Raw genomic sequence first — 17,922 nt, 5'->3', positions numbered from 1 at the left:
CGCTGTTGTCGCTGGCCCGTCGCCGCGTCAACGTGCTGTGGGCCATGATCCGCAACGGTGAGTGCTACCACCACTCACCGCCCGTCACGGTCGCGGCTTGACAACCTCATTGGGAAGTCTCCTCTTGCAGGCCGAGTCGTCTTCGTGGGCCGAGTCAGCGGTCGACCGCGGTGGTGCCGCCGTCGACCGTCAGATGGGTGCCGGTGATGAACGAGGCCTCGTCGCTCATGAGGAACCTGACCGCCGCGGCCACCTCCTCGGGACGTCCGAGCCGGCCGACGGGGGCCTTGGCCTCGAACAGCGGCCGCATCTCCGCCGGCACGTCCGTGCTGAGCATCGGGGTGTCGATGTACCCGGGGCAGACGGCGTTGACGCGGACGCCGTCGCCGGCGAGCAGGTGCGCCAGCGAACGGGTGAGGCCGAGCATCCCGGCCTTGGACGCGCAGTACGACGGGATGAACAGGCTCCCGAGGAACGCCTCGATCGAGGCGATCCCGACGATCGCCGAGCCCTCCTGCGCGCGCAGGTCGTCCAGCAGCGCCTGGGACAGCAGGGCGTGCGCCCGCAGGTTGACGTGCTGGACCGCGTCCCAGCGGGCCTCGTCGAGGTCGCCGACCGCGGCGGGCCCGGAGATCCCGGCGGCGTGGACGAGCCCGCCGATCGGCCCGAGCGCGATGCGGCTGCCCTCGATCGCGTCGGGGAAGGCGGACGAGTCGGTCACGTCGATGCCGACGGCCAGCGTCGCCGTCCCGGTGTCGGCGGTGATGGCGGAGGCGACGCCGGCGGCGTCGGCGCGGTCCCAGAGGGCGACCGGGCGGCCGGCCTCCGCCAGGGCGCGGGCGCAGGCGGCCCCGATGCCCGAGGCGGCGCCCGTCACGATGACGGCGGTGGTGGGGGAGGGGGCGGGCACGGTCATAGGCCCTCCGGATACTTGATACTTGATGCAAGTTCGGATTGAGATTAGCGTGCTGGCGATCCCGCCGACAGGGGCGGGCGGGCCGGTGCTGGAGGGTGCGGGTGCGGGAACTGCGCGGGAAGGCGGCGGCCATCACCGGCGCGGGCAGCGGCATCGGGCGCGCTCTCGCCGTCCGGCTGGCGCGCGAGGGCGTGAGCCTGGCGCTCGCCGACATCGACGAAGAGGCCCTCGCGGAGACCGAACGCGCCGTGAGCCCCGGCACCACGGTCGTCACGCAGGTCACCGACGTCGGCGACGAGGATTCGGTGCTGGCGTTCGCCGACCGCGCGTTCGGCTCGCTCGGCGAGGTGCGCCTGCTGTTCAACAACGCGGGCGTCTACATGGGCGGGCGGACATGGACGCGTCCCGCCGCCGACTTCGAGTGGACGCTGCGGGTGAACCTGTGGGGCATCCTGCACGGTGTCCGTTCCTTCGTGCCCCGGATGATCGAGCAGGGCGGGGAGGGCCACATCGTCAACACCTGTTCGGTCGCGGGCCTGTTCGCCGGTCCAGGCGCCGCGCCCTACACCGTCTCCAAGTGGGCGGCGTTCGCCGCGACGCTCAGCCTCGCCCAGGAACTGGCGCTGGAGAACTCCCCGCTGCGCGTCTCGGCGCTGTGCCCGGGCGGGGTGCGGACCCGCATCCACGAGTCGGAACGGGGGCGGCCGGAGGACCTGGCCACCGAGCCGGGGGAGGACTCCGCGTTCATGGGGGAGATGATCGCCGCCACCGTCGCCGGCGGCATCCCCGTGGAGCGGGTGGTGGAGGAGACGCTGAGCGCCGTCCGCGAGGGGCGCTTCCTCGTCCTCACCCACCCCGAGTACGAGCCGGGGCTCGCCGAGCAGGCGGAGGCGCTGGCCGCCGGACGCCTGCCGCGGCTGCCCGACTTCGAAGGGAAGGGATGACGATGTCGCCCACGAGCAGCACCGCGCCCAAGGGCATGGACTCGCCGATCGTGCCGAAGATCATGAAGGTGATGGCGCGGCTCAACATCGCCGCCTACCGCGCGACCGGCGGCCGGATCGGCGGCACCTGGCGGATCGGCAGCGCCTTCCGCAAGGGCGTGCCGATCTGCCTGCTCACCACCAAGGGCCGCAAGACGGGGCGGCCGCGCACGCAACCGCTGCTGTACATGCCGGACGGCGAGCGCGTCATCCTCGTGGCCTCCCAAGGCGGGCTGCCGAAGCATCCCCTCTGGTATCTGAACCTGTGCGCGGATCCGCGGGTGACCGTCCAGGTGCGGCGGGACGTCCGCCGCATGCGCGCCCGCACCGCCGACCCCGAGGAGCGCGCGGCGCTGTGGCCCCGTCTCGTCGCCGTCTACGCCGACTTCGACAAGTACCAGTCCTGGACGGACCGCGAGATCCCCGTCGTCATCTGCGAGCCGGCCTGACACGTCGCGCCGGGCCGGTTTCGACGACGCGTCCGGTGACTCAGATCAGGGAGAGCGAGCCGAGGTCGCGGATCGCGGCGCAGGAACGCGTCGTCATGGTCAGGAACATGCGGTCGCCGCGTTCGGTGCGCGTCCCGTACGCGCACCCCAGGACGGTGATCAGTGGGCCCTGGAGTGCGGCGAACCGGTAGTCCTCGAAGCATTCGCCGAGGCCGTAGCCGTCCACTCCATACCCGGTCACGGCAGCGTGGTAGGTCTCGACCAGCGAGTGCTCGTACGCGGCCCGGTCGCCGGGGTCCAGGCCGGTGCCGAGGAAGAAGGCCAGGTCGCGCAGCGGATGCCCGAGGCTGAGCGTCTGCCAGTCCACCGCCGTCACGCCGCGTTCGGGGGCGGGCGGGAAGATGAGGTTGTCCAGCCGGTAGTCGCCGTGGACGAGGCCGAAGCGTTCCGGACGGGCCGTCACCCATGCGGCGATCGCGTCGGCGGTCTCGCGGAGCGTCCGGACGTCCCGGTCGCCGAGTTCGCCGGCGAAGCGGTCGACGAACGTCTCGACGGCGGGCGCGTACACCTCGCCCAGCGTGACCGCGTCGTCCTCGCCGACCGCGCTCAGCCACGGCAGGTCCAGCAGTGTCGGGTCGCACCAGCGGGGTCCGTGCAGGCCCGCCAGGTTCGTGACCGCGTCGGCCGCCTGCTCCGGCGTGCAACCGGCGATCTGGTCGCCCTGCGTCGCCGGGTGCAGGTCTTCGAGCAGCAGGACGAACGTCGTGTTGTCGTCGGACAGGGCGCTGTAGTGGCAGCGAGGCGTCCGGACCGCCACCGTCGGGGCGATGTCCCGGTAGAAGGACACCTCGGCCCGGTACGCAGGGCCGAGGAACGCGCGGGACGCTTCGTCCTCGGCGGCCAGCTTCGCGACCAGGCGGCGCGGCACGCCCTCGGCGCCCTCCAGCCGGAGGCGGTAGCACGCGCCGATCTGCCCGGACCCCACCTTCTCCCAGTGCACGGCGGTCACGGGCGCCTCGAAGATCTCGCTGAGCGCGGCCGGAGTGAGCCCCGACGGGCCGTCGATGACGGGCACGGGGCTCAGCTCCGACCGGGGTTGCGCTGGGCGCCGCTCGCGAAGCCCGCGGGCCTGGCCTCCCGGTACGCGGTGACGACCGGCTCGACCTCGGCCGGTGTGACGCCGTGCAGGATCACCCCGTCGGCGCCCGCGTCGAACTGGTCGAGGACGCGCCGCGCGCACGCCGCCGCGCTCCCGGTCGCCGACGCGGCCAGCCACTCGTCCGGGATCAGCATCGCGACGTGTTCGAGCTGCTCCACCGTTCCGATCGCGTCGAACGCGCCGGGGAAACCACTGACGAGGTCGTCCGCGCGGAAGCGGGCGAGCGGCGCCGGGTCCCAGCCGTTGACGCGCACCAGCAGGTCGCCGTAGCCCTGCAGGTACGTGGCGAACCGGCCGACGAGCTTGCGCAGCCGCTGCTCCTCGTCCAGGTGATCGCCGACCGTGGCGAGGACCGCCCAGACCCGGACGCCCGCCGGGTCGCGCCCGGCGCGCTCGGCGCCCCGCCGCACCGCCCGCACCGATCGGCTCAGCGTCTCGTCGGTGAAGAAGGTGTGCAGGACGACGCCGTCCGCGACCGCCCCGGCGAACTCCAGGGTCTTCTCGCCCATCGCGGTGAGCAGGACCGGGATGTCCTCGTCGAACGAGGCGTCCTGGTTCAGGTACGGGAAGTCGCCGGCGGGCCCGTGGTGGTCGATCACCGCCTCGCCGCGCCACAGCCGCCGCATGATCCCGATGAAGTCCTCCAGCTGCGCGGACGTGACGCGCGGTAGGCCCATCACGTCGAAGAGCATGTCGAACCCGCGGCCGAGGCCGAGCGCGAAGCGCCCGCCGGTGAGCCGGTGCATCGTCGCGGCGAACGTGGCGGTGACGAGCGGGTGGCGCGTGTTGTGGTTGGTGGCGGCGGTGGCGATGCCGAGGCGCTCGCTCGCCGCGCCCGCCGCGCCCGACAGGGTGGCGGCGTCCTTGGTGGCGAAGCGCTCGGACAGGAACACCGAGCCGAGGCCGAGCCGCTCGCCGTCGCGCACCTGGCCGAGCAGGTCGCGGGGCGAGGACGCGTGCCCGGCCAGCCCGTAGAAGCCGAGTTCCGGCAGGTCGCCCGCGGCCGGCACGTCAGGCGCCCAGCCGCGCGGACGGGGTGAACCGCACCTTGAGCGACTCGTAGCCGGAGACGAAGTTGGCCGACCGGTGGGAGGGCTCGGCGTCGTCGATCGGCTCGATGTCGGGCAGCCGGGCCATCAGCCGCTCGAACATAACCTTCAGCTCCAGCCGGGCGAGGCTGTTGCCGAGGCAGAAGTGCGGGCCGTTGCCGAACGCGATGTGGTCGTTCGGGGCGCGCTCGACGTCGAACCGGAACGGGTCCTCGAACACCTCCTCGTCCCGGTTGGCCGACGGGTAGAGCAGCAGGACCTTGTCGCCCTCGCGGATCGTCCGCCCGCGCACCTCGACGTCGCGGGTCGCGGTCCGGTTCATGTTCTTGATGGGGGAGACCCAGCGCAGCATCTCCTCGACCGCCGTCGGGATCTTCCCGGGGTCGTCGATCAGCTTCTGCCGCTGGTCGGGGTGCAGGCACAGCTGGTACATGCCGCCGGAGATGACGTGCCGGGTCGTCTCGTCGCCGCCGATCAGGATCAGCAGCGACTCCTGGAGCAGCGAGTCGTGGTCGAGGTGGTCGCCGTCGATCTCGGCGTGCACGAGGATGCTCAGCAGGTCGTCGCGCGGTTCGGCGCGGCGCCGCTCGACGGCCCGGGTGGCGTACTCGTTGAACCCGGTGAAGGCGTCCGCGGCCTTGACCATCAGCTCCGGGTCGTCGCCGCCGGTCAGCGCCCGCAGCATGTCGTCCGACCAGGCCAGCAGGGTCTCGCGGTCCTGCGGCGCGAAGCCGAGCGCGTCCCCGATCACGATGAGCGGCAGCTGGGCGGCGATGTCGTGGACGAAGTCGCACTCGCCCCGCTCGCACACCGCGTCGATGATCTCGTCGCAGATCCGCCGCAGGTAGTCCTCCTGCTCGGCGACCCGGCGCGGGGTGAAGCCGGCGCTGACCAGCTTGCGGCGCAGCTTATGCTCGGGGTCGTCCATGTCGATCATCATCGGCATCGCCGCGTTGTCCGGCCGGATCCCGTGCGCGCTGGAGAACGCCTCGGGGTCGCGGGACACCGCCTTGACGTCGGCGTGCTTGGAGATGCCCCACACGCCGCCGTTCGCGTCGCGGTAGACGGGGTCGTTCTCGCGGATCCAGCGCAGTTCCTCGTGCGGGTCGCGGCCCCAGAACTCGCCGCTGACCAGGTTGATCGACTCGTTCATCGTGCTATCTCCACCAGTGCGCGGGAGGCTGGACGGGCCGGCTCGGCGCGCGGCCCGCACCCGAGGGATCGAATGAGACTGCCGTCTCATATTTTCGTAGACTTGATGTTATATACAAGGGGTGAGCCGACCCTCGCGGCACGACGGGATGTGATCCATGCCCACCCCCCTCACCCTGGCGTGGCACGGCGACGAGCTGCTCGACGACGGAATGCGCGAGCTGCTGTGCGGTCCCGGTGCGATGTTCGAGCGCCGCGTCGAGGACGTGCTCGGCGCACCGGCCGAGGTGTTCGCGCAGCGCGCCCCGCACGTCCCCGCCCTGCTCGCCGGCGCGGCCGCGAACACCCCCGACCTCACCTACCTGGCCTTCGCCGACGCCTCGGCCCGTGCCGTGACGTTCGCCGAGGCGCACCGCCTCGCCGCCGCGTACGCCCGCGTCCTTTCCACCCGGTACGGCGTCGGGAAGGGCGACCGGGTGGCGGTCGCGGCGGCGAACGGGCTGGAGCACGTCCTGCTGTGGTGGGGGACGCTCTCCCTCGGAGCGATCATGGTCGGGCTGAACGGCTGGTGGACGCCGGGCGAGCTCGACCACGGCATCGTCCTGACCGGGCCGTCCGTGCTGGTCGGCTCGGGCGGCCCGCTGGCGCGCCTCGGCGGGACCGCGGCGGCGGCCGGCGGCGTCCCGCTCGTCTCCCTGGAGGAGTTGCACGCCGCCGCGACGTCCCTCCCCGACCCTCCCGACGCGCTGCCGGACGCTGCGATCCTCGAGGACGATCCTGCGGCGATCATGTTTACCAGCGGGACGACGGGACGCCCGAAGGGCGCCACCGTGTCGCACCGCAACTTCGTCCACTTCGGGCTGTTCGGCGGGCTCGGCGGCGCCGTCGAGACGCTAACCGGGCCGCCGGGCCGGCGCCAGGTCCCGGACGGCGTGCAGCGCGCCTCGGTGTTCGCCAACCCGCTGTTCCACGTCTCGGGCGTCTGCTTCGCGCTGGCGAACGCCCCGATGTACGGGATCAAGCTCGTCCTGCCGCCGCCGGGACGCTGGGACGAGGAAGCGGCACTGAAGCTGACGCACGACCACGGGCTGACGCAGTGGACCGGCGTCCCCACCCATTTCTGGCGGATGCTGACCCATCCGCGGTTCGCCGAGTACGACACCTCGCGGGTCACCACGATCGGCAGCGGCGGCGCCACCTTCGCCCCGGAACTGCTGCGGCTGTTCGAGGAGAAGATGCCCGGCGTCGGCATCACCAACGGCTACGGGATGACCGAGACGACCGGGACCGGCACCTTCCTCAACGGCCGCGAGATGGACGGGCACCCCGCATCCGTCGGCGCCGCCGCGCCCACCATCCGCGTGCAGGTCCGCGACGAGGACGGGAACCCGCTGCCCGAAGGGGAGGTCGGACGCGTCCACATCAGCGGCGCGGGCGTGTTTCTCGGCTACTGGGGCGACGAGAAGGCGACGGCGGAGGCGCTCACGCCGGACCGCTGGTACCGGTCGAGCGACTTCGGCCGGATCGTGGACGGCGTGCTGTACCTGGAGAGCCGCATGCGCGACCTCATCATCCGGGGCGGCGAGAACGTCTACCCGATCGAGATCGAGTACCGGCTCGTGGAGCACCCGGACATCGCCGACGCCTGCGTCATCGGCGTCCCGCACACCGTCCTCGTCCAGGAGGTCAAGGCGGTCGTGGTGCCGCGCGAGGGCGCGCGCCTCACCGAGCGGGCGGTGCGGGACTGGGTGGCCGCGGCACTGGCCCCCTTCAAGGTGCCCGCGCACGTGGAGTTCCGCGACGCGCTGCCCTACAACGAGACAGGCAAGGTCATCAAGCGGCTCCTGGAAGAGCCGGCCGCCGGATGAGCCGAATGGATACGGGCTACAATATATTCTTCGCGCCGGACGCGGAGTGCGCCGTCCCGGCGGGCACGGCGGGCCGCCCGCGCGCCACCGGACGCGGGCACCGCGCGCTGCCAGCTTTGCGTTGCGTGCCGGGCGGTGTCGGGCCGCCCACCGAGCCTAGGGGTGAGTGAGATCCCGCGGAGCCAGGAACCCGGGCCGCAGGGCGCCGGCGTCACGGGCCGGGCCGGCCTGCTGCCCGAGCAGCACCTGTCCCGGCTGACCAGCGGCGAGCAGGTCCGGCTCTACCTGCGCCGGCTCATCTTCGACGGCGTGCTGCGGCAGGGGCAGCGGGTCCCGCAGGACGCGGTGGCCCGCACGCTCGGGCTGTCGCGGATCCCCGTCCGCGAGGCGCTGATCGCGCTGGAGCGGGAGGGCTGGATCACGATCGTCGCCCACCGCGGCGCCTTCGTGAACGCGCTCGACGAGTCGTCCGTGCACGACCACTACGAGCTGTACGGCCTGTTCTACGGCTTCGCGGTCCGGCGCGCGGTGGAGCGGCGGGGCGCCGAGCTCGGCCCCGCGCTGGCGCCGCTGCAGAAGGAGATCGCCGAGACCGCCGATCCCGAGACGCTGCAGGACCTGTCGGCCCGCTTCCACCGCACCGTCGTGGACGCCGCCCAGTCGCCCCGGCTGCGCAGCATGCTGAAGCAGATGACCGGGATCGTCCCCGGCAACTTCTTCGAGCTGGTGCCCGGCGCGCAGGACGTGGAGAAGCGCGGCACCGCCGCGGTCGTCCGCGCCGTCGAGGAGCCGGACGCGCGGGCGGCGGAGCGCGAGTACGCCGGGATGCTGCGCGCCCAGGGCGACCTGGTCGCCGAGCTGTTCCGCGGCCGCGGCATGTTCGAGCGGCCGGACGCGGAGGACGAGCCCCTCCCATAGCGACGCCCGTCCGCGTTCCCCACGCGGCGGGGCGCCTTCGCGGCGCGGCCCGCCGGCCCGGCGGCACGATCAACGATGGTGGAGGTCCCCGTGACGGACACGTCCGAATCCCCGCATCCCGCGCTGGCGGGCCGCGAACGCGAGTCGGAGGCGCTGACGGACGCCGTCCGGCGCCTCATCGCGGTCGCCACCGCCACCACGGCGCCCCCGGAGGAGACGCTGGCGGCGGCGCGCGAGCTGGAGGCGGTCGCGGACGCGCTGGAACGGCACGTGCCGGACCCGCCGCTGCCCAAGACGATCCTGCAACTCCCGGCCGGCAGCGCCCCCGACTTCACCGGGCGCATGGCGTACGACGTCGTCATGGGCCGGCACAACCCGCTGGCGCTTCCGCTGCGGTTGACGTTCGAGCCTCCGAAGGCGCTGCTGCACGGCACGTTCACCCGCCCCTACGAGGGGCCGCCCGGCTGCGTGCACGGCGCCGTGATCGCGGGCGCGTTCGACATCCTGTGCGCGTCGGCGAACTTCATCGCCGGGGTGGCGGGCCCGACGGCCCGGCTGGAGATCGCCTACCGGCGCCCGACCCTGCTCGGCGAGCCGTGCCTGTTCGAGGGCGAGGTCGAGTCCCAGGAGGGCAAGCGGGTGCGCACGGTCGGCCGGCTCGTGCAGCGCGGCCGGGTGACGGTCGAGGCGACGGGCGACTTCGTCCAGCTGGACCACGCCGACATCGCCCGGATGGCTGCCCAGATGGAGTGAGCGGCCGGGCCCCCGCCGGTGTCCGGTCCCCGCCGGTGTCCGGGGGCGCGTTCAGGGGCGCGGCCAGGGGCGTCCGCTCAGCCGCTCGATGTCGGTGTTGAACCGCTTGAGGCAGTCGGCGAAGGTGCGCACGTCCTCCGGCCCCCAGTCGGCCATGATCCTGTCCAGGCTCTCGACGATCTGGTGGCGCTCCTGGTCGAGCCGGCGCTCGCCCTCGGCGGTGATGCGGAACTTGCGGGCAATGCCGCCGCCGGGGTCGGGGATCCGCTCGGCGAGCCCGGAGCGCACCATGGCCGAGGTCTGCCGGTTGAGGGTGGACTGGTCCAGGCCGAACGCCTCGCTGAGCTGCCGGATCGACATGGGCCCCTCGATGCGGATCCGGCTGAGCAGGATGTAGGCGCTGCGCTCCAGGTGCCCGGCCGCGCGCGCGGAACCGCCGGCGAACTCCAGGCTGTGCCGTCCGAGCAGCATGGTCTCGTACTCGACCAGGTGCGTGGGCTTGTCCATGGTTCCCTCCCGATCCGTGCGCCCGGGAACCCGCGTCCCTGTGCGTCCTCCTCCCTCCTATCACAGCCCATGTGCGACCTACACACGTTGTGTATCGAGCACATCATATGTATGGTGCACATGCGATACGGACAAGCAGTGAGGGAGACCGACGTGGACAACTCCGGGCCCGCCGTGCGCCCGAACGGCATCGTCGCGGTGCTGGCCGTGGCGGGCATCGTCGCCGCGTTCATGCAGACGCTGGTGGTCCCGCTGATCGCCGACCTGCCGCGGCTGCTGGACACCACGGCGTCCAACGCGACCTGGGTGATCACCGGCACGCTGCTGGCGTCCGCCGTCGCGATGCCGATGATCGGCCGGCTCGGCGACCTGTACGGCAAGCGCCGGCTGATGCTGGCGTGCATGGTGCCGCTCATCGCCGGATCGGTGGTGTGCGCGCTGTCGGGCTCGCTCTGGCCGATGATCATCGGACGCGGCCTGCAGGGCCTCGGCATGGGCATGATCCCGCTCGGCATCAGCGCGCTGCGCGACCTGCTGCCGCCCGAGCGGCTCGGCTCGTCCATCGCGCTGATGAGCTCCTCGATGGGCATCGGCGGCGCCTTCGGGCTGCCGATCGCCGCCGCGGTCGCCGAGAACACCAACTGGCGCGTGCTGTTCTGGGGCTCGGCCGCGCTGAGCGTCCTGGTCGCCGTGCTGATCTGGCTGCTGGTGCCCGCCACGCCCGCCCAGGCCAAGGGCCGCTTCGACGTGCCCGGCGCGGTCGGGCTCGGCGCCGGGCTGGTCTGCCTGCTGCTCGCCGTCTCCAAGGGCGCCGACTGGGGCTGGGGGAGCGCCACCACCGTCGGCCTGTTCGCCGTGGCCGTCGTCGTCCTGTTTGCCTGGGGCTTGTGGGAGCTGCGCACCCGCGACCCGCTGGTCGACCTGCGCGTCACCGCGCGCCCGCAGGTGCTGCTCACCAACGCCGCGTCGGTCGTCGTCGGGTTCTCGATGTACGCCCAGTCGCTGATCGCCCCGCAGCTGCTTCAGCTTCCCGAGCAGACCGGCTACGGCCTCGGCCAGTCGATGGTGGCCGCCGGGCTGTGGATGGTCCCCTCGGGCCTGCTGATGATGGCGGTGTCGCCGCTCGGCGCGCGGCTGTCGGCCGCCCGCGGCCCGAAGGTCACGCTGATCTGCGGCGCCCTGGTCGTCGCGGTCGGCTACGGGTCCTCCCAGCTGCTGCTCGGGCACGCCTGGGGGCTGATGGTCTTCACCGCGATCTGCGGCGCCGGCGTCGGTCTGGCCTACGGCGCCATGCCCGCACTGATCATGAGCGCGGTGCCGCAGTCGGACACCGGCTCGGCCAACAGCTTCAACACGCTGATGCGCTCGATCGGCACGTCGGTCTCCGCCGCCGTGGTCGGGGCCGTGCTGTCGCAGATGACGGTGAGCCTCGGCGGGCACGCGCTGCCCTCGGAGAACGGCTTCCGCACCGGCCTGGCGATCGGCTGCGGCGTCGCGGTCCTCGCCGCGCTGATCGCGATGACGATCCCGGGCCGCCGCGCGGCCGCCGCCGCGCGGGAGGCCGCGCACGCCGAGCCGTCCACCGAACCGGTGGCCTGACCGGGCGCGACCCGGCGCTTGGACGGCGATGCGGCGGGTAGACAAACGCCCTGAAAGCATGGCTGAAGGGGGCATTTGTGACTCTGGTGGGAAGTGTTGTTCGCGAGACGGCGCCGCCGCTTCCGGCGCCCCGCGGGGCGTTGTCGGAGGCGGTGGCGGCGGTGCTGCCCCGTCCACCCGGCAGCGGCGTCCAGGTGGCGCCGGACGCCGTGTCCGGCGCCGACCCGTTCGGGGAGGACCTGCAGCTCGCGCTCTACTCCTGCTACGAGCTGCACTACCGCGGATTCGAAGGGGTCGACGCCGACTGGGAGTGGGACCCGGATCTGCTGCGCCTTCGCGGCGCGATGGAGCGCGCCTTCCTGGACGCGCTCCGTGCCGAGACCGTCCCCGGCGACGACGTGACCGGCGTCCTGGACGAGCTGCTGGTGGAGCCCGTCGACGGGCAGGGCGTCTCCCACCACCTGCGCGACGAGGGCGAATGGTGGCAGATGCGCGAGTACCTGGCGCACCGCTCGATCTACCACCTCAAGGAGGCCGACCCGCACGCCTGGGTGATCCCGCGGCTGCGCGGCCACGCCAAGGCGGCCCTGGTCGCGGTGGAGTTCGACGAGTTCGGCGGCGGGCGCGGCGACCGCGTCCACGCCCAGCTGTACGCGGACCTGCTGGAGGACGTCGGCCTGGATGCGTCGTACGGCGCCTACCTGGACCTCGTGCCCGCCGAGATGCTGGCGACGGTGAACATGATGTCGCTGTTCGGGCTGCACCGCGGCCTGCGCGGGGCGATGGTCGGGCACTTCGCCGCCGCCGAGATCACCACCGCGCCCAGCGCCCGGCGGCTGGCCGCCGCCCTGGAACGGCTGGAGGCGGGCCCGGCCGCGCTGCTGTTCTACACCGAGCACATCGAGGCCGACGCCGTCCACGAGCAGGTGCTGCGGCACGAGGTCATCGGCGACCTCCTCAACCGCGAGCCCGAACTGGCCGCCGACGTGGTCTTCGGAGTGCGGGCCACCGAGCTGCTGGAGGACCGGTTCGGGACGTTCGTCCTGGAGCGCTGGCAGTCGGGCCGGTCGTCCCTCAAGGAGCGCCTCTAGCGGGCGGCCTCTAGGAGGCGGCGGCCTCCGACCCGTCGTCTGGGCGCGGCTTCGCGCCCGGACGACGCCGGGCGCGGTGGCTGGTGTCGCAGAACGGGTAGCGGTGGCTCCGTCGGCAGGTGCACAGGGCGACCTGGAAGCGGTCGCACGTCACCGTGGTGCCGTCGTCCAGGACGACCTCGACCGGGCCCTCGACCATCATCGGGCCGCCGGGCACCAGCCGCACCCGCCGCGCGTCCCGCTCACCGGAGCGCTGCGTGCGCGGCCGTCCGGCGGCCTCGGGCTCGGGCGTCATCGTCGTTCACCGTCTTCCGTGCTGGATCCGCGGCATCTCACGCGACCTGCGAGACGTCGTCGGGGCGCTCGTCCGCGGCCACGAGATCGGCGCGGATCACCACCAGCTCCTCGTGCCGCTGCCCGGCGTGCAGCAGGCCCCGCGATTCCAGTTCGGCGGCCCGGCCGAGCATCACCGGCCCGAAGGGCTCCTCGCGGCGGGCCGCGACCGACGCCCGCATCCCCGCGCGTTCGAGCAGGTCGATGGTGGCCGCGACCCCGTTGAGCGCGGAGTGCAGCACCAGCAGCGTCCCGCCCGGGGCCAGGTGGTCGGGGGCCTCGGTGCAGATCCGGTTCAGCAGGGCCCGGCCGTCCGGACCGGCCTCCCACGCGCGGGCCCGGCCGCGCGCCTGCGCCGGGTCCGTCGTCCCGCACACGTACGGCGGGTTGGCGATGATCAGATCGAACCGCTCGCCCGCGACCGGCCCGAACAGATCGCCCCGCACCGCCCGCACCCGCAGTCCCCGCAACCGGGCGTTCAGGCGCGCGGCCAGCACGGCGCGCGCCGACACGTCCACCGCGACGACATGCGCGGCACCGGCGCGCGCGGCGGCCATCGCCACCGCGCCGGTCCCCGTGCCGAGCTCCAGCACGCGGGCGCCGGGCGTCCCGGGAAGGCCGCGCAGCACGTCGGCCAGTAGACGGGTGTCCCCCTGCGGCCGGTACACACCCGGCGGCCTCAACAGCACCATGCTGCTCTCTATGCCGCAGAAGAACAGCCGGAAACCTGGTGAAAGATCACCTTTATGAGGCGCATGTCTCATGTCTGCTTTGTGGCGGAATGCCGGGCCCTGTCGGCCGGCGTGCGGGGTGCGACCGCCGTCCGGGAAATCGGCGGGGCGTCTGAACAGGCCTTGGGCGGGTAACGGAGGCCGGTGAGGCCGACGGGATGTTTTCGCTGGTCGGCTACGGGCAGGGGCGCGTCCAACGCCGCCCCGGAACCCCGTGCTCCCACCGGCCACGGACTAGGAAGGTCGTCCCCATGGCGTTCAACCCGCTCGAACACCGCGGAATCCCGCTGGACGACCAGTTGCGCAACTGGGCGCAGCTGGACGTCGCACCCGTCGATCCCGACGAGTCCGATCCCTACACCAAGTGCCGCATCATCGCGATGAACGGCATCGAGGTGGAGGCGATCATGTTCAGCCACCACTTCGCCCGCGTCTGCCCGGACCTGGAGGTCAAGCAGCAGCTGGCCCGGGTCCGCTACATCGAGGCCCAGCAGCAGAAGGTCGTCAACTGGCTGCTGCCCGGTCCCGCCTCGATCCTGGAGACCACGATCAGCTACGAGCAGGTCGCGGTCGACCTGACCGGCTGGGTCGCCCGGCAGGAGCCCGACCCCTACCTCAGGCAGGCCTACGAGTTCGGGCTGCTGGAGGACTTCGACCACCTGTACCGGTACGCCAACCTGTACGAGATGATCGAGCACCGCAAGGCCGAGAAGATCGTCGACCAGCTCACCGAGGTGATGCCGGGACGCCCCGGCCACCTGCAGCACCGCGACCCCGTCGACAACGTCCGCGAGCCCTATGACAAGACCGCCGCGGCGCCGCTGTCCAAGCTGCACGCGCTGACGATCATGTCGGCCGAGCAGCAGACGATGAACTTCTACATGAACGTCGGCCCCATGTACATGGAGCCCATCGCGCGGCAGCTCTACCAGGAGATCGGACTGGTGGAGGAGGAGCACGTCACCCACTACGAGTCGCTGGTCGACCCGGGCGAGACGTGGTGGGAGCGGCTCGTCAACCACGAGTACAACGAGTGCTACCTGTACTACTCGTTCATGCAGACCGAGACCGACCCGCGCGTCAAGGGCATCTGGGAGCTGCACCTGAACATGGAGCTGGAGCACCTGCGGATCGCCTGCGACCTGATGCGCCGCCACGACGGCCGCGACCCGGAGAGCATCCTGGCGCCCGCGCTGCCCGAGCCGGTCACCTTCGAGCCGAACAAGCAGCTGGTGCGCGAGCTGCTCGGCACCCAGATCGACTTCACCACGCTGGGCACCGGCTACGTGCAGGAGATGCACGAGCGGTTCGAGCGGATGCAGGAGAGGATCAACGCCGAGCCCGGCGCGCAGGAGCGCGTGATCGACGAGCACCGCGCCAAGTTCGGCGACGAGTACCGCCTGGCCACCGAAGGCCCCCATCCCGTCGAGCGGCTGCGCGACAAGCCCGCCCGGTGACGACCAGAAGGAGAGGACGGCTGTGAGCGCCACAACCACGCGGGTGGAGTCCACCGGCGATGTCATCGATCTGCTGCGGGCACAGCACGGGCGGATCCGCGACCTGTTCGACGAGGTGATCCACTCCGAGGGGCGGGAGCGCAAGGAGGCCTTCCGGGCGCTCGTGCGGCTGCTGGCGGTGCACGAGACGGCCGAGGAGGAGATCGTCCACCCGGCCGCCCGGCGGCTGCCCGGCGGCGAGGGGATCGTCGACGACCGGCTGGCCGAGGAGCGCGAGGCCAAGGAGCTGCTCTCGGAGCTGGACGGCATGGACACCGACGACCCGCGGTTCCTGAAGTCGATCGACAAGCTCCGGCTGGACGTGCTCACCCACGCCAGGGCCGAGGAGCGCTACGAGTTCGACCGGCTCCGCGACCAGTTCAGCCCGACGCAGCTCAAGGGGTTCGCCGCCGCCGTCCGCGCGGCGGAGGCGACCGCGCCCACCCATCCGCACCCGGGGGTGGAGTCGGCGACCAAGAACATGCTCGCCGGCCCGATGGTCGCGGTCGTGGACCGCGTCCGCGACATGATCCGCGACGCCCGCGACAAGGGCTGACCGGCGCGGCGCCCGGGCCCGGCGCGCGAGCCCGGCCCGGGCGCCGGCGCCGGCGACCTGTGCTTGGAGGGGAAGATGAAGCGCGCCATCGTGGTGGCCATGGTCGCGGCCGGCGCCGTCGCGGGCGTCGTGCGCCGCCTGCGGTCCGGCGCCGCCTCGGGTGAGGAGGGGCCCGGCCGCTGGCTGACCGTCACCGTCAACCGCCCGCCCGGGGAGTTCGGCCGCGGGCTGCCCGCCCCGCTGGCCCGGCTCGGCGACCACATCGAGGTCCGGACGGCCGAGGCGCCCGGCGGCAAGGGCACCGAGCTGGCCGCGCGGCTGCGCGAGGCGGACGGCGGCGGGACGCTGGCGCGGCTGACCGGCACCGACCCCCGCCAGCAGGTGCGGCAGGCGCTGCGGGAGGCCAAGTCGCTCGCCGAGACCGGCGAGGTCATGCGGCCGGACGCGCCGCCGACCACCCGGCCCACGGTGGGCGGGAGGCTGATGGGCCTGGTCACCCGGCGCGCCGGCGGCGAGGGACGCTTGTGAGGGCGGGGGAGGGACGACCGTGAAGGCTGGGGAGGGACGAGCGTGAGGGCACTGTGCTGGGAGGGCGTCGACGAGCTGGCGGTGCGGGACGTCCCCGAACCGGAGCTGCGCAACGACCAGGACGTCATCGTCAAGGTCATGGCGAGTACGACATGCGGCTCCGACCTGCATCTGATCGGCGGATACATCCCCGCGATGCGGGCCGGCGACGTCATCGGCCACGAGTTCCTCGGCGAGGTCGTCGAGACCGGCCCGGGCGTCCGCCGCCACAAGGTCGGCGACCGGGTCGTGGTGTGCTCCTTCGTCGGCTGCGGGCGCTGCTGGTACTGCGCCAACGACCTGTGGTCGCTGTGCGACAACTCCAACACCAACCCCGGCATCACCCAGGCCATGTGGGGCTACGAGCCGGGCGCGGTGTTCGGCTACTCGCACGCCATGGGCGGCCTACGGGGCAGCCACGCCGAGTACGTCCGCGTGCCCTTCGCCGATTACGGCGCGTTCCCCGTGCCCGACGGCGTCGACGACGTCAGCGCGCTGTTCGCCTCCGACTCGGCGCCCACCGGATGGATGGGCGCCGACCTCGGCGGCGTGCGGCCCGGCGACGTCGTCGCGGTGTGGGGCCGCGGCGCGGTCGGCCAGATGGCCGCGCGCGCCGCGCTGCTGCTGGGCGCCGAACGCGTCATCTGCATCGACCGCTTCCCCGAGCGGCTCGCCATGGCCCGCGAGCACGTGGGCGCCGAAGCCATCGACTACACCGCCACCGACGTCGGAGCCGAGCTCCGGGAACGGACCGGCGGGCGCGGCCCGGACGTGTGCATCGAGGCGGTCGGCATGGAGGCCCACACCACCGGCCCCGAGAACGCCTACGACCGGGCCAAGCAGCGGCTGCGGGCGCAAACCGACCGGCCCGCCGCGGTGCGCGAGGCCGTCTACGCGTGCCGCAAGGGCGGCTCGGTGTTCGTGCTCGGCGTCTTCGGCGGCGTGGTCGACAAGTTCCCGCTCGGCGCGCTGATGAACAAGGGCCTCACCTTCCGCGGCGCCCAGATGCACGGCCAGCGCTACATCCCGATGCTCCTGGACCGCATCGCCGCCGGAGAGCTCGAGACCCGCCATCTGGCCACCCACGAGATGCCCCTCGACGACGCGCCCCGCGCCTACGACCTTTTCAAACACAAGAGCGACGGCTGCGTGCGGGCGGTGATCCGCCCGCACGGCTGAGCCGTCCGGGGGCACGAGGAGGAGAGATGGCCGACGTGTTCACGGTGCTGGCCGAGGACCACACCGAGGTCAGGCGGATGCTGGACGAGCTGGAGGCCGGCCCCACCAAGGCGACCGGCGCCGGCGAGGACGCGCTCGTGCAGCGCCGCAAGGTGGTGCAGAGGCTCATCACCGAGGAGTCCAAGCACGAGGCGGTGGAGGAGGAGTACTTCTGGCCCGCCGTCCGCGAACTGGTCCCGGAGGGGGACCGGATGGCCGACCACGCCGTGGCGCAGGAGCAGTCCGCCAAGCAGGTGCTGGACGACCTCATCGCCGTGCACGCCTGGCAGGACAGGTTCGAGGAGCTGCTGGCGGACTTCATCGCCGACGCCCGCGAGCACATCGCCTACGAGGAGGAGCAGGTGTGGCCGCGCCTGCGCGCGGTCATGACCGCCGAGCGGGCGAAGGAACTCGGCCGCAAGGTGGAGGCGGGCAAGCGGCGCGCGCCGACCCGCCCGCACCCCAACACCCCGCCCAGGCCCGGCGTCCTGAAGGCGGCGGGGCCGATGGTCGCGGCGGCCGACCGGATGCTCGACAAGATCTCCGGCCGCGACCGGGGCTGAGCCGCCGCCGGTCC

General features: G+C 72.7%; 19 protein-coding genes. 12 read left to right on the top strand and 7 right to left on the bottom strand.

Going from position 1 to position 17,922, the window contains the following annotated elements; all coding sequences use genetic code 11:
- Positions 1-154: 154 nt before the first annotated feature.
- A complete protein-coding gene (locus tag QP089_RS08885; RefSeq protein ID WP_285910908.1) occupies positions 155-916 on the bottom strand; it encodes an SDR family NAD(P)-dependent oxidoreductase in 762 nt (253 codons plus the stop codon).
- 101 nt (positions 917-1,017) lie between these two features.
- Here QP089_RS08885 and QP089_RS08880 point away from each other — a divergent pair, with 101 nt between their 5' ends.
- Positions 1,018-1,860, top strand: coding sequence for an SDR family NAD(P)-dependent oxidoreductase (locus tag QP089_RS08880; RefSeq protein ID WP_285910907.1), 843 nt, complete (start codon positions 1,018-1,020; stop codon positions 1,858-1,860).
- A gap of 2 nt (positions 1,861-1,862) precedes the next feature.
- Positions 1,863-2,348 (top strand): nitroreductase family deazaflavin-dependent oxidoreductase, encoded by a 486-nt coding sequence (locus tag QP089_RS08875; RefSeq protein WP_285910906.1) that lies wholly within the window; start codon positions 1,863-1,865, stop codon positions 2,346-2,348.
- Positions 2,349-2,388: 40 nt separating this feature from the next.
- Here QP089_RS08875 and QP089_RS08870 read toward each other — a convergent pair whose 3' ends face one another.
- Genes QP089_RS08870 through QP089_RS08860 form a run of 3 tightly spaced genes read right to left on the bottom strand, consistent with a single transcriptional unit; the run spans position 2,389 to position 5,709 of the window.
- Entirely contained in the window at positions 2,389-3,423 is a 1,035-nt protein-coding gene (locus QP089_RS08870) for a phosphotransferase family protein (RefSeq protein WP_285910905.1), read from the bottom strand.
- A 5-nt stretch (positions 3,424-3,428) separates the two neighbouring features.
- A complete protein-coding gene (locus QP089_RS08865) occupies positions 3,429-4,517 on the bottom strand; it encodes a TIGR03857 family LLM class F420-dependent oxidoreductase (RefSeq protein WP_285910904.1) in 1,089 nt (362 codons plus the stop codon).
- A gap of 1 nt (position 4,518) precedes the next feature.
- Positions 4,519-5,709 (bottom strand): cytochrome P450, encoded by a 1,191-nt coding sequence (locus tag QP089_RS08860; protein ID WP_285910903.1) that lies wholly within the window; start codon positions 5,707-5,709, stop codon positions 4,519-4,521.
- Between the two features lie 157 nt (positions 5,710-5,866).
- Here QP089_RS08860 and QP089_RS08855 point away from each other — a divergent pair, with 157 nt between their 5' ends.
- The 3 genes from QP089_RS08855 to QP089_RS08845 all read left to right on the top strand — a co-directional run bounded on the left by QP089_RS08855 (position 5,867) and on the right by QP089_RS08845 (position 9,247).
- Positions 5,867-7,576 (top strand): class I adenylate-forming enzyme family protein, encoded by a 1,710-nt coding sequence (locus QP089_RS08855; RefSeq protein WP_285910901.1) that lies wholly within the window; start codon positions 5,867-5,869, stop codon positions 7,574-7,576.
- A gap of 162 nt (positions 7,577-7,738) precedes the next feature.
- A complete protein-coding gene (locus QP089_RS08850) occupies positions 7,739-8,494 on the top strand; it encodes a GntR family transcriptional regulator (RefSeq protein ID WP_285910900.1) in 756 nt (251 codons plus the stop codon).
- Positions 8,495-8,584: 90 nt separating this feature from the next.
- Positions 8,585-9,247 carry a PaaI family thioesterase gene (locus QP089_RS08845; protein WP_285910898.1) on the top strand — a complete coding sequence of 221 codons (663 nt, stop codon included), beginning with the start codon at positions 8,585-8,587 and terminating at the stop codon, positions 9,245-9,247.
- A 51-nt stretch (positions 9,248-9,298) separates the two neighbouring features.
- Here QP089_RS08845 and QP089_RS08840 read toward each other — a convergent pair whose 3' ends face one another.
- Positions 9,299-9,754, bottom strand: coding sequence for a MarR family winged helix-turn-helix transcriptional regulator (locus QP089_RS08840; protein WP_285910897.1), 456 nt, complete (start codon positions 9,752-9,754; stop codon positions 9,299-9,301).
- 138 nt (positions 9,755-9,892) lie between these two features.
- Between QP089_RS08840 and QP089_RS08835 the strand changes: the two genes are divergently transcribed.
- Together QP089_RS08835 and QP089_RS08830 are read left to right on the top strand one after the other, a co-directional pair.
- Positions 9,893-11,353: an MFS transporter gene (locus tag QP089_RS08835; RefSeq protein WP_285910896.1), complete on the top strand. Its 1,461-nt coding sequence runs from the start codon at positions 9,893-9,895 to the stop codon at positions 11,351-11,353.
- Between the two features lie 77 nt (positions 11,354-11,430).
- Positions 11,431-12,444, top strand: coding sequence for an iron-containing redox enzyme family protein (locus tag QP089_RS08830; RefSeq protein WP_285910895.1), 1,014 nt, complete (start codon positions 11,431-11,433; stop codon positions 12,442-12,444).
- A 10-nt stretch (positions 12,445-12,454) separates the two neighbouring features.
- Here QP089_RS08830 and QP089_RS08825 read toward each other — a convergent pair whose 3' ends face one another.
- Together QP089_RS08825 and QP089_RS08820 are read right to left on the bottom strand one after the other, a co-directional pair.
- Complete coding sequence (locus QP089_RS08825) at positions 12,455-12,739, bottom strand: CDGSH iron-sulfur domain-containing protein (RefSeq protein WP_353070559.1); 285 nt, start codon at positions 12,737-12,739, stop codon at positions 12,455-12,457.
- 37 nt (positions 12,740-12,776) lie between these two features.
- A complete protein-coding gene (locus QP089_RS08820) occupies positions 12,777-13,469 on the bottom strand; it encodes a HemK2/MTQ2 family protein methyltransferase (protein WP_285910894.1) in 693 nt (230 codons plus the stop codon).
- A gap of 290 nt (positions 13,470-13,759) precedes the next feature.
- On the opposite strand from QP089_RS08820, the gene QP089_RS08815 reads away from it, so the two are divergent.
- The 5 genes from QP089_RS08815 (at position 13,760) to QP089_RS08795 (ending at position 17,908) form a co-directional block, all read left to right on the top strand.
- Positions 13,760-14,965 (top strand): hypothetical protein, encoded by a 1,206-nt coding sequence (locus QP089_RS08815; protein ID WP_285910893.1) that lies wholly within the window; start codon positions 13,760-13,762, stop codon positions 14,963-14,965.
- 22 nt (positions 14,966-14,987) lie between these two features.
- On the top strand, positions 14,988-15,560 hold the full coding sequence (locus QP089_RS08810; RefSeq protein WP_285910892.1) for a hemerythrin domain-containing protein: 573 nt from the start codon (positions 14,988-14,990) through the stop codon (positions 15,558-15,560).
- A 75-nt stretch (positions 15,561-15,635) separates the two neighbouring features.
- Positions 15,636-16,088 (top strand): hypothetical protein, encoded by a 453-nt coding sequence (locus QP089_RS08805; protein WP_285910891.1) that lies wholly within the window; start codon positions 15,636-15,638, stop codon positions 16,086-16,088.
- Between the two features lie 42 nt (positions 16,089-16,130).
- Entirely contained in the window at positions 16,131-17,306 is a 1,176-nt protein-coding gene (locus tag QP089_RS08800; RefSeq protein WP_285910890.1) for a zinc-dependent alcohol dehydrogenase, read from the top strand.
- Between the two features lie 26 nt (positions 17,307-17,332).
- Positions 17,333-17,908 carry a hemerythrin domain-containing protein gene (locus QP089_RS08795; RefSeq protein WP_285910889.1) on the top strand — a complete coding sequence of 192 codons (576 nt, stop codon included), beginning with the start codon at positions 17,333-17,335 and terminating at the stop codon, positions 17,906-17,908.
- Positions 17,909-17,922: the final 14 nt, after the last annotated feature.

The sequence above is a fragment of the Actinomadura opuntiae genome (assembly GCF_030283205.1).
Lineage (GTDB): Bacteria > Actinomycetota > Actinomycetes > Streptosporangiales > Streptosporangiaceae > Spirillospora.
Note: the sequence above shows the minus strand (reverse complement) of the source record. Positions and strands in the feature narration are given on the sequence as shown.

Coding starts and splice junctions, on each gene's coding strand:
- QP089_RS08820 (WP_285910894.1), bottom strand. CDS start 13,469: ATGGTGCTGTTGAGGCCGCCGGGTGTGTACCGGCCGCAGGGGGACACC.
- QP089_RS08885 (WP_285910908.1), bottom strand. CDS start 916: ATGACCGTGCCCGCCCCCTCCCCCACCACCGCCGTCATCGTGACGGGC.
- QP089_RS08860 (WP_285910903.1), bottom strand. CDS start 5,709: ATGAACGAGTCGATCAACCTGGTCAGCGGCGAGTTCTGGGGCCGCGAC.
- QP089_RS08795 (WP_285910889.1), top strand. CDS start 17,333: ATGGCCGACGTGTTCACGGTGCTGGCCGAGGACCACACCGAGGTCAGG.
- QP089_RS08855 (WP_285910901.1), top strand. CDS start 5,867: ATGCCCACCCCCCTCACCCTGGCGTGGCACGGCGACGAGCTGCTCGAC.
- QP089_RS08825 (WP_353070559.1), bottom strand. CDS start 12,739: ATGACGCCCGAGCCCGAGGCCGCCGGACGGCCGCGCACGCAGCGCTCC.
- QP089_RS08815 (WP_285910893.1), top strand. CDS start 13,760: ATGGCGTTCAACCCGCTCGAACACCGCGGAATCCCGCTGGACGACCAG.
- QP089_RS08805 (WP_285910891.1), top strand. CDS start 15,636: ATGAAGCGCGCCATCGTGGTGGCCATGGTCGCGGCCGGCGCCGTCGCG.
- QP089_RS08875 (WP_285910906.1), top strand. CDS start 1,863: ATGTCGCCCACGAGCAGCACCGCGCCCAAGGGCATGGACTCGCCGATC.
- QP089_RS08840 (WP_285910897.1), bottom strand. CDS start 9,754: ATGGACAAGCCCACGCACCTGGTCGAGTACGAGACCATGCTGCTCGGA.